This is a genomic window from Megasphaera sp. An286, from assembly GCF_002163455.1.
In the GTDB taxonomy this organism is placed as follows: domain Bacteria; phylum Bacillota; class Negativicutes; order Veillonellales; family Megasphaeraceae; genus Megasphaera; species Megasphaera stantonii.
The window spans coordinates 111,478-119,081 of the sequence record NZ_NFIY01000003.1; the positions used below are offsets into that span (position 1 = coordinate 111,478).

Here is a 7,604-nt window from a genome sequence, read left to right on the forward strand (position 1 = left end):
AAACGTATACCGATGCAGGAAGGTGAGAACATGGAATATGTATTGTTAAACAACGGCGTGTCTATGCCTGTGCTGGGCTTCGGCACCTTTCAGATTCCCAATGGAGCCCCTTGCCGTGAGGCCGTCGCGGCGGCTCTTGCCGCAGGGTACCGGCATATCGACACGGCCAGCTCGTATCAAAATGAAGAAGCCGTCGGCCAGGCAATTCGCCAGTCCGGCGTCGCCCGCAGCGAATTGTTTATCACGTCGAAGGCCTACATTCACGAAATGGGCTATGACAAGACGAAGGCAGCCTTTGACCGCCAGCTCCGCCTGCTGGGGCTGGACTACCTCGACTTGTACCTCGTGCACATGCCCTTTGGCGATTATTACGGCTCGTGGCGGGCTATGGAAGAGTTGTATAAGGAAGGGAAGATTCGGGCGATCGGCGTGAGCAATTTCAGCAGCAGCCGGCTGATGGATTTGTGCTATAACGCCGACATCGCGCCGGCTGTCAACCAGATTGAACGGCATCCCTTCTATCAGCGGGCAGAGGAATTAGCTGTCATGGAAGAATTGAACGTGCAGGCCGAAGCCTGGGCTCCCTTCGCCGAAGGAATGAACGGCATGTTCACCCAGCCCGTATTGCAGGAGATTGCCGCGGCTCACGGAAAGAGCGTCGCCCAGGTCATTCTGCGATGGGAAATCCAGAGTGGGTTGCCGTGCATCGCTAAATCAGTCCGGCCCGAACGGATTCGGGAAAACTTCGCCATCTGGGATTTCGAGCTGACTGCGGATGAAATGAAGGGCATTGCCGCCCTTGATTTAGGTCATCCGCAGATGCTCGATACGGAGCGGCCCAGCGAAGTAAAACGGGTCTACGATTTCCTGAATAACCCCGTCGTTACATCTCTTCATGAATAACTGCACACGCAGTATGAAAAAGAACAGCGCCTTCCCTTGGGAGTGCGCTGTTTTTTTGACGACGTGTATTAAATTTATGAGGTATATGCTATCATAAGTAAGCTACCGCCTCCATACTGGCAGCAGGAAAGAGGAGTGCAAATGGAATGGCTCATATCTTTCTGTATCTCTTTCGCAGCAGGAATAGTATGTCACTATCTTTGCCGATGGCTGGATGGAGAATAGCCGGTAGTCAGCCTAAGGCCTAAGCCGTCCTTTGAATCGGAATAGGAAAAGCCGCAGGATGCAGCCTGCGGCTTTTTCGCTGTGCTTATGAATTTGTGATTTCATCCTTTTGCCTACGCTTAGTATAACAGCCCTTTCGGCGCTCGTCAATAGACGCAGGGCTCTGCTGGGAACGAAGGCGGCGGGATGCAGTACATTGTGCATTTTTAAGTACCTGAGACGATAACAAGTATTTACGAAAGAATGACAAGGGATATATTTTAATTTGCAACGAAATTGTAAAGAAACTGTGACACAAAATGGATTGAATCGAGGCTGTTTTGTGATACAATGAAGACAAGAAATCAAAGTACGAAGGAGGGATATTCGATATGCGCATTTGGAAACGGTCTATTATCGTAGCTGCTATTGTCGGCGCGTTGTGCGCTCCGACCTTTGCGATGGCTTCCCAGGCAAATTCCTTTGGCGATATGAGTTTTACCGGCGCGCAGCTGACGGAGTTCAAGGCTCGTCCTCATCATCCGGGTCCGCCGCCGCCGAAAAAGAAACCAAAACCGCCTAAAAAAGTTAAGAAGCCAAAACCGAAACCGCATAAGCCCGGCCGGCCTATGCCGCCTCCGCCCCCGCCGCGTCATCACCGCTAAGGGGAGGCATGAGGTACATGCTGAAAACGACAGGAATTTCGCAGAGAGATTTCTGTCGTTTTTGGCATACGCTGTGTTATGAAATATTTTTGAAAGGAGAGGTGCGTCATGTCGAAACGAATGGCCGCATATCTTGCCGCCGCAGCCTGCGTCGCCGTCTTGTGGAGCGCGCCGGCTCTTTTGGCCCAAGCTGCCGGACAAGATAATGCGGCGAGAAAGGGCAGCGCCTATATGACGGTACTGCGGGCGAGACAGCTTCCCCCGCCGCCTGCGCCTCCGGCAGCTCCGCCTATTCCTGCGCCGCGGCCTATTCGGCCTATACCGCCGCCGATGCCGCCTCCGCCAGCGCTTCATCCGGGACGGCCTCCCCAGCCGCCGCCCCCTCCGGTTTCACCGCCGCCTGCGCCGCGGCCGGACAGACCCCAGCCGGCACCTAAGCCGCCGTCTCTGAGTCCGCGGCATCCCATTCCGCCGCCGCAGCCGCCGGAAATTCCAAAACCGAGGCCCATTCGCCCCATCCCTCCGCCCATGCCGCCTCCTCCGCCGCGGCGATAATAGGGGGAGGGAGTATAGCTATATTTTTGCCAAAACCTCTCATTGTTAACTAATAGGTTGCGATGAGAGGTTTTTTGTCGTTCCGACTGCAGATTGCCCGTTTTTACTAAGGGTGAAAAATATGCGATAAATTCATAAAAATACATTGACAAATAGGAATACGCAGGATATCATCAAGTATTTCCGTTCGTTCCTACAGAAACAACGAAACCGGGTGCGTTGGGTTATCATGGATATGTCTAACCTGTTCCGGAAAGTTGTACAGGCGGTCTTTCCCAATGCTGTCATCATATGCGACCGGTTTCATATCGTCCGAATGGTGCTGTAGGCCATGGAACGGGTACGTAAGCGGATCCAGAAATCATTTCCCAAGAAAAACCGTTATTTTAAGCGGAATAAGCGGATTCTGCGGAAAGCCGGCCATACGCTGACGCCGGACGAACTGGTGTGCCTTGAGGAAATCCTGTCGCATTCGGAGGATTTACGGAAAGCGTACGCTCTCAAAGAAGCCTTTTACAAGGTACTGGATATGAAGCGAACTCCGTATGCAGAACCAGTGCTGCAGGACTGGCTGGAATTAGTCCGGTCTGCTGACCTGGAAGAATTTCAATCGCTGCAAAAATCGTTTACAGACTGGTTTGAGAAGATTGTAAATGCCCTGAAATACCCATGGTCCAATGGGTATACAGAAGGGTGCAACAATAATAAAACGAACCAGCTTGGGGATTCGAAGCTATAGTCGGTTAAAAAAACGAATTTGATATATAGCCTAATTAACAAGCGAGAATGAGACGCAAAACATTGTAAAAAGAGCAGATACCTCAACATTTGACAAAGAACCAAAAATAAGCTAACAAATTTGCTGAAATCGTTTGCTGATTTCGTGTATTTGTTAGCTTATTTGAATGAGTGTGAAAAAATTTGCAATATGTCAGCTCATCGGATGATGGGACATGTAATGCGACAAGGCAGCGCGGTTGGTAATGCCCAGCTTTTTGTATATTTGGCTCAGCGTCTTTTTTACGGTCACTTCGGCGATGTTTAGCTGTTCGGCGATGGCTTTGTTGGTCAGGCCGGTGGCGACCATGGCGGCGACTTCTTGTTCCCTCTTGGATAAGGGCAGGGACGGCTTGGCGAGAGCGGTACGCAGCGTCGACAGAGGCTCGGCCAGAGAAAGGTCTTGCGCTTGTTCGATAAAGGGCGCCGCCGCCGCGTCGGAGCCGAGCCGTTCCATCGTCTGCGGCAAGTATTCGGCGTGTTCGGCGAAGGGCATGACGAGATGGTCGGGCTGAGCCAGTACAATGGCCTGCTTCAATGCCGTTGCCGCTCCGTCTATGTTGCCGGCGTGCTCGTAGACGCAGGCGAGAAGAATCGATTCGTAAATCGCCGGCAATATGTACTGCGAGGCCATAGCCGTTTTATAATGTTCCGTCGCCTGCAGCAGGAGCTGAGGAAATTCTCCGCGACTCAGCAGGACCTTATCCTGTATGACGGCGGCTATCGGCGCGATGGGATAATAACAGCCATTTACGTCTATCGGGGGGGGGGGTGAGGTGTATAAGGGCACAGAAGCCGACGAACTGTTCAGCATCGACTGGAGGAAGGCTTCGCACAGGTGCTTTACAGCCGTGCCGCATTGTGGGTAGACCTGGAGCTTCAGCGAGTGCAGGTGCTGTACTTCTTTCTGCAGCGCTGCGGCGTCGCCGCGGCAAAGGGCCAGGCGAGCCAAATAAAAATGAGCCGTTTGCAGATGGGAAATGCATTTCGGCACGATAGAATTGGCATGAACGTACTGAGTCAGCGTCTGTTCCGCCTCGTCGAGACGTCCTGTCAGGTATTCGTATTCGCCGCGGATAAAATCGGTCTGGACCGGAAAGGCGTCGGCGTGTATCAGCCGTATATAAGAAGCTGTAAATTGCCGCAGTCCTTCCATTGTTTGCTCCAATTTTTCCGGCAGGGAATGATAGAGGGACAATGGCGACGGCGAGCCGAAGGTCCATGGCAGGATGAGGTCGTGCGGCGACGGGAGAAGCTCCCGGGCGCGCTGGACGTGCTCCGTCATAGCGGAAAGATCCGGGTACGAGCAGAAACCTTTCATCACCTCGGCATAGGCTGCGTAGTACAGGCGCTGGGCGGCGTCGGCGAATTCCGTCTCGACGCAGTCCGCCAGAACGGAAAGATATTTGACAGCGAGGAGCCGCTTGCCGCAGCGGAAGGCGTATAAGACGCAGTAAAAGCAGCCTTCCAGATGAGCGGCCCGCTCTGCGGCGGAAGCGTGCTGCAGCGTATCGGCTGCGACGTCATGGGCGAAGCCGTATAGGCTTTCCCGGCCGCCTTGTTCGATTGCCGTCAGGACCGTATCGTAATTGCCGGCGCGGCGGGCCAGGACGATGGCCTGTTTATAGTCGCCTTCCTGAAGGTACCAGCGCGCTGCCCGGAGCTGCTGCGCCTGCTGCCAGCGGCGGCTTTTCCGTGAAAAGACATAGTGCAGATACGAGGCCAGCAGGGGATGGAAGGAATAGGTCCCGTCATGGTAATCGAAATATAAAAAGGGATTTCGCTCCACCTCGGCGTCGAGAAGATCCTTGGCGCGGGGCGAATCCATCACATAGGACGCCAGCTCTCCCGTAAAGGATGGAAAGAGGGACAGGGCCAGAAAGAGATTTTTTCCCGCTGCGTCGAGATTGGCAAAGGCATTTCGTTTTATGTAGCTGTACAGCTGGTACTTGTCCTGCGTCGTCAGGACGTTTTCTCCATCGGCTTCGGCGCGCTGCTGGAAGTTGTGCATACCGTACTCGACGGCGAACAGCTCCTGGTCGTTCAGGCGGTTATAGGCGACGGAATTATTCAGGTAGATGATTTCCCAGCCGTCATCGCAACGCTGCGTTTTTTGAAAAATAAAGACGCAGCGCTGGTATTCGTGGATAAACATGTTGCAGGACGGGTCCGTCGTGATGTCGGAGCAAATCTGGCAGAGCCACGTCGTATCGCTCAGCGGGCGGACGGTGTACTCCTCGTTGCTGATGCGGCAGGGGACGCGCTGGCTGTGGCCGCGGCGGAGGGCCTCCGTGACGGCTTCATAGCCTGTGAGCTGCATATGCTTTCCCGCGCCGGCCCAGATGACGTTGTCCGATAAATGAGAAAAGAGCGGCGTCAAGTCCAGTTCTTCAAAATACGCCGTCATAATTCGTTTGCTTAGCTGCAATATAAGCGCTTCTTCCGTCATCATGCAAGCACCCCCTTCATAGGCAGATAGATAGATTCATGGAAACACCCCGAAACAACATGGGAAAAACTGCAAGTAATTACATTATAATACGGAATAAGGTCCTGGAAAATATACTTTTCACAATTTTATAAATATTTAATGAGCTTTGTGCGAAAAGAGAGAAAGAAATTCGCCGGAGCTCGTTTTTTATTAAAGTATATACTTTTGTATAATATATTTACCTTAGTACCTTCCTTTATAATATAAGTTGAAGAAGTATATGACTGCACGAACTGCGGAGCAGTTGGCAAAAAGTTTTGTATGACGCATAAAAAGTTATTATAAAGAATAAAAATACGATAAAAAGACCATAGAAACAGGAGGGTTACATGACGATGAAAGTCTGGACTAAATATATATCAGTTATCATTGCCTCCAGCGTGCTCCTTGGGGGTCACGCATGGGCTGTCGAATTGCCGCCGGCAAATGAGCTAGCCGGGATGAATGATTCGGGCGTACAACTGAGCCGAACGCGGCAGTATCTGGAATGGCAGCGGACGATGCAGCGCATTTCCGAAGGCCGCGAAGCGAGCCAGGTAGAGGATCAACGGGAAACGACGCCGGAAGACACGTCGAAAGCCGTTCGCTTTCAGCTGAACGACATTATCGTCGACAAGTCGGACGTACTGAGCAGCGAAGAAGTACAGGCTGTGACGGCGTCCTATATCGGCAAAGAAGTTTCCATACAGGACTTATATGCCATTGTAGAACAGATCAACGAACTGTACAGCAAAAAAGGCTACATGACCTGCCGGGCCTACTTAGCCCCGCAGACCATTAAGGGCGGCGTCGTCCATATCAGCGTCGTCGAAGGTAAGACCGGCACCGTAACGGTACAGGGAAACGACTCGACTAGGGAAGATTACATTCGAAACCGCATCGCTATTGAAGAAGGAAAGATAACTAATGTTTCCGACGTCAATAAAGATCTCCTGCGGTTCAACGCGACGAACGATGCGCAGCTGCGCATCGCCATGAAAGCCGGCGAGACCTATGGCACGACGGACTACGTCATTACGGCCTATGAGCCGCAGCAGCAGGTCTTCGGCCTCTTTTCCGATAATGCCGGCAGCGAGACGAGCGGCCTGTACCGCGGCGGCATGTTCTGGCAGGCCCGGAGCCTGACGGGTGTCCGAGATTCTCTCATGATGACCTCGGTCTTTTCCGAAGGCACGAAATCCTTTGGCTTGTCCTACTCCCTTCCCATCAACCGCAATGGGACAAAGCTGGGGATCAGCTACAGCACCAACAGCGTCCACATTACGGACGGGCCTCTGGAAGACCTGGATGTCAAGGGCCATTCCTATGCCTACGGCATTTCCCTGACCCAGCCCATTCTAACGACGGAAACGGTGAAATCCGAAATGGGACTGGAATACGGCTACCAAAACTCGAAAACCGACTTCATGGGCATGCACTGGATCGACGACACCGTCAAGGGATGGTCCCTGTTCTTCGACCAGATCGACTACGGCCGGACGACGATTTTCTATCAGAAGCATGCCTACCGCGTCGGCGATTACGACGACATCGCCGGCAATACGAAGCATTTCGGCAAGTACTACTTCAATACCTTATACCAAAAGGCCTTTCCGTCGGGACAAATGATTACGGCCCGCCTGGACGGGCAGCTCAGCAGCACCCAATACCTGCCGTCGGCTGAGCAATTCTACATCGGCGGCATGTACAGCGTCCGCGGCTATACAGAAAGCCTGCTCGGCGGCGACAGCGGCGTCATGGGAAGCGTGGAATACACTGTTCCCCTCACGTCGTCCAAGAAGACCAACGCCTACATCTTCCTCGACGGAGGCCGCGTCTGGGGCGAAAGCGCCTACGACGACACGCTCCTCGTCGGCACGGGCTTCGGCATCAAGACGGCTATCGGCGACCACATGTCGGTCAACGTCGGCATGGGCTTCCCTCTCATCCGCACGATCAACGACGAGGAACAAAGCCGGGCCCGCGTCCACTTTTCCTTCAACAGTCAATTCTAACGCGTTCATGTAAGG

Annotated in this window: 6 protein-coding genes and 1 pseudogene; 5 read left to right on the forward strand and 2 right to left on the reverse strand. The window is 53.1% G+C overall.

Annotated features, from left to right (window positions below; genetic code table 11):
• Positions 1–30: 30 nt before the first annotated feature.
• The 3 genes from B5F80_RS02775 (at position 31) to B5F80_RS11165 (ending at position 1,978) form a co-directional block, all read left to right on the forward strand.
• Positions 31–903, forward strand: coding sequence for an aldo/keto reductase (locus B5F80_RS02775; protein WP_087477295.1), 873 nt, complete (start codon positions 31–33; stop codon positions 901–903).
• Positions 904–1,499: 596 nt separating this feature from the next.
• A complete protein-coding gene (locus B5F80_RS02780) occupies positions 1,500–1,772 on the forward strand; it encodes a hypothetical protein (RefSeq protein ID WP_087477296.1) in 273 nt (90 codons plus the stop codon).
• Positions 1,773–1,789: 17 nt separating this feature from the next.
• A complete protein-coding gene (locus tag B5F80_RS11165; RefSeq protein WP_143747156.1) occupies positions 1,790–1,978 on the forward strand; it encodes a hypothetical protein in 189 nt (62 codons plus the stop codon).
• Positions 1,979–2,122: 144 nt separating this feature from the next.
• On the opposite strand, the gene B5F80_RS11330 is transcribed toward B5F80_RS11165, so the two are convergent.
• Positions 2,123–2,302 carry a hypothetical protein gene (locus B5F80_RS11330; protein WP_198947391.1) on the reverse strand — a complete coding sequence of 60 codons (180 nt, stop codon included), beginning with the start codon at positions 2,300–2,302 and terminating at the stop codon, positions 2,123–2,125.
• Between the two features lie 170 nt (positions 2,303–2,472).
• Here B5F80_RS11330 and B5F80_RS02795 point away from each other — a divergent pair.
• Positions 2,473–3,066: pseudogene (locus B5F80_RS02795) on the forward strand (transposase).
• 192 nt (positions 3,067–3,258) lie between these two features.
• On the opposite strand, the gene B5F80_RS02800 reads toward B5F80_RS02795, so the two are convergent.
• Positions 3,259–5,556, reverse strand: a complete 2,298-nt coding sequence (locus tag B5F80_RS02800; RefSeq protein WP_087477299.1) for a LuxR C-terminal-related transcriptional regulator — start codon at positions 5,554–5,556, stop codon at positions 3,259–3,261.
• Between the two features lie 368 nt (positions 5,557–5,924).
• Between B5F80_RS02800 and B5F80_RS02805 the strand changes: the two genes are divergently transcribed.
• Complete coding sequence (locus B5F80_RS02805; RefSeq protein WP_087477300.1) at positions 5,925–7,589, forward strand: ShlB/FhaC/HecB family hemolysin secretion/activation protein; 1,665 nt, start codon at positions 5,925–5,927, stop codon at positions 7,587–7,589.
• Positions 7,590–7,604 lie beyond the last annotated feature (15 nt).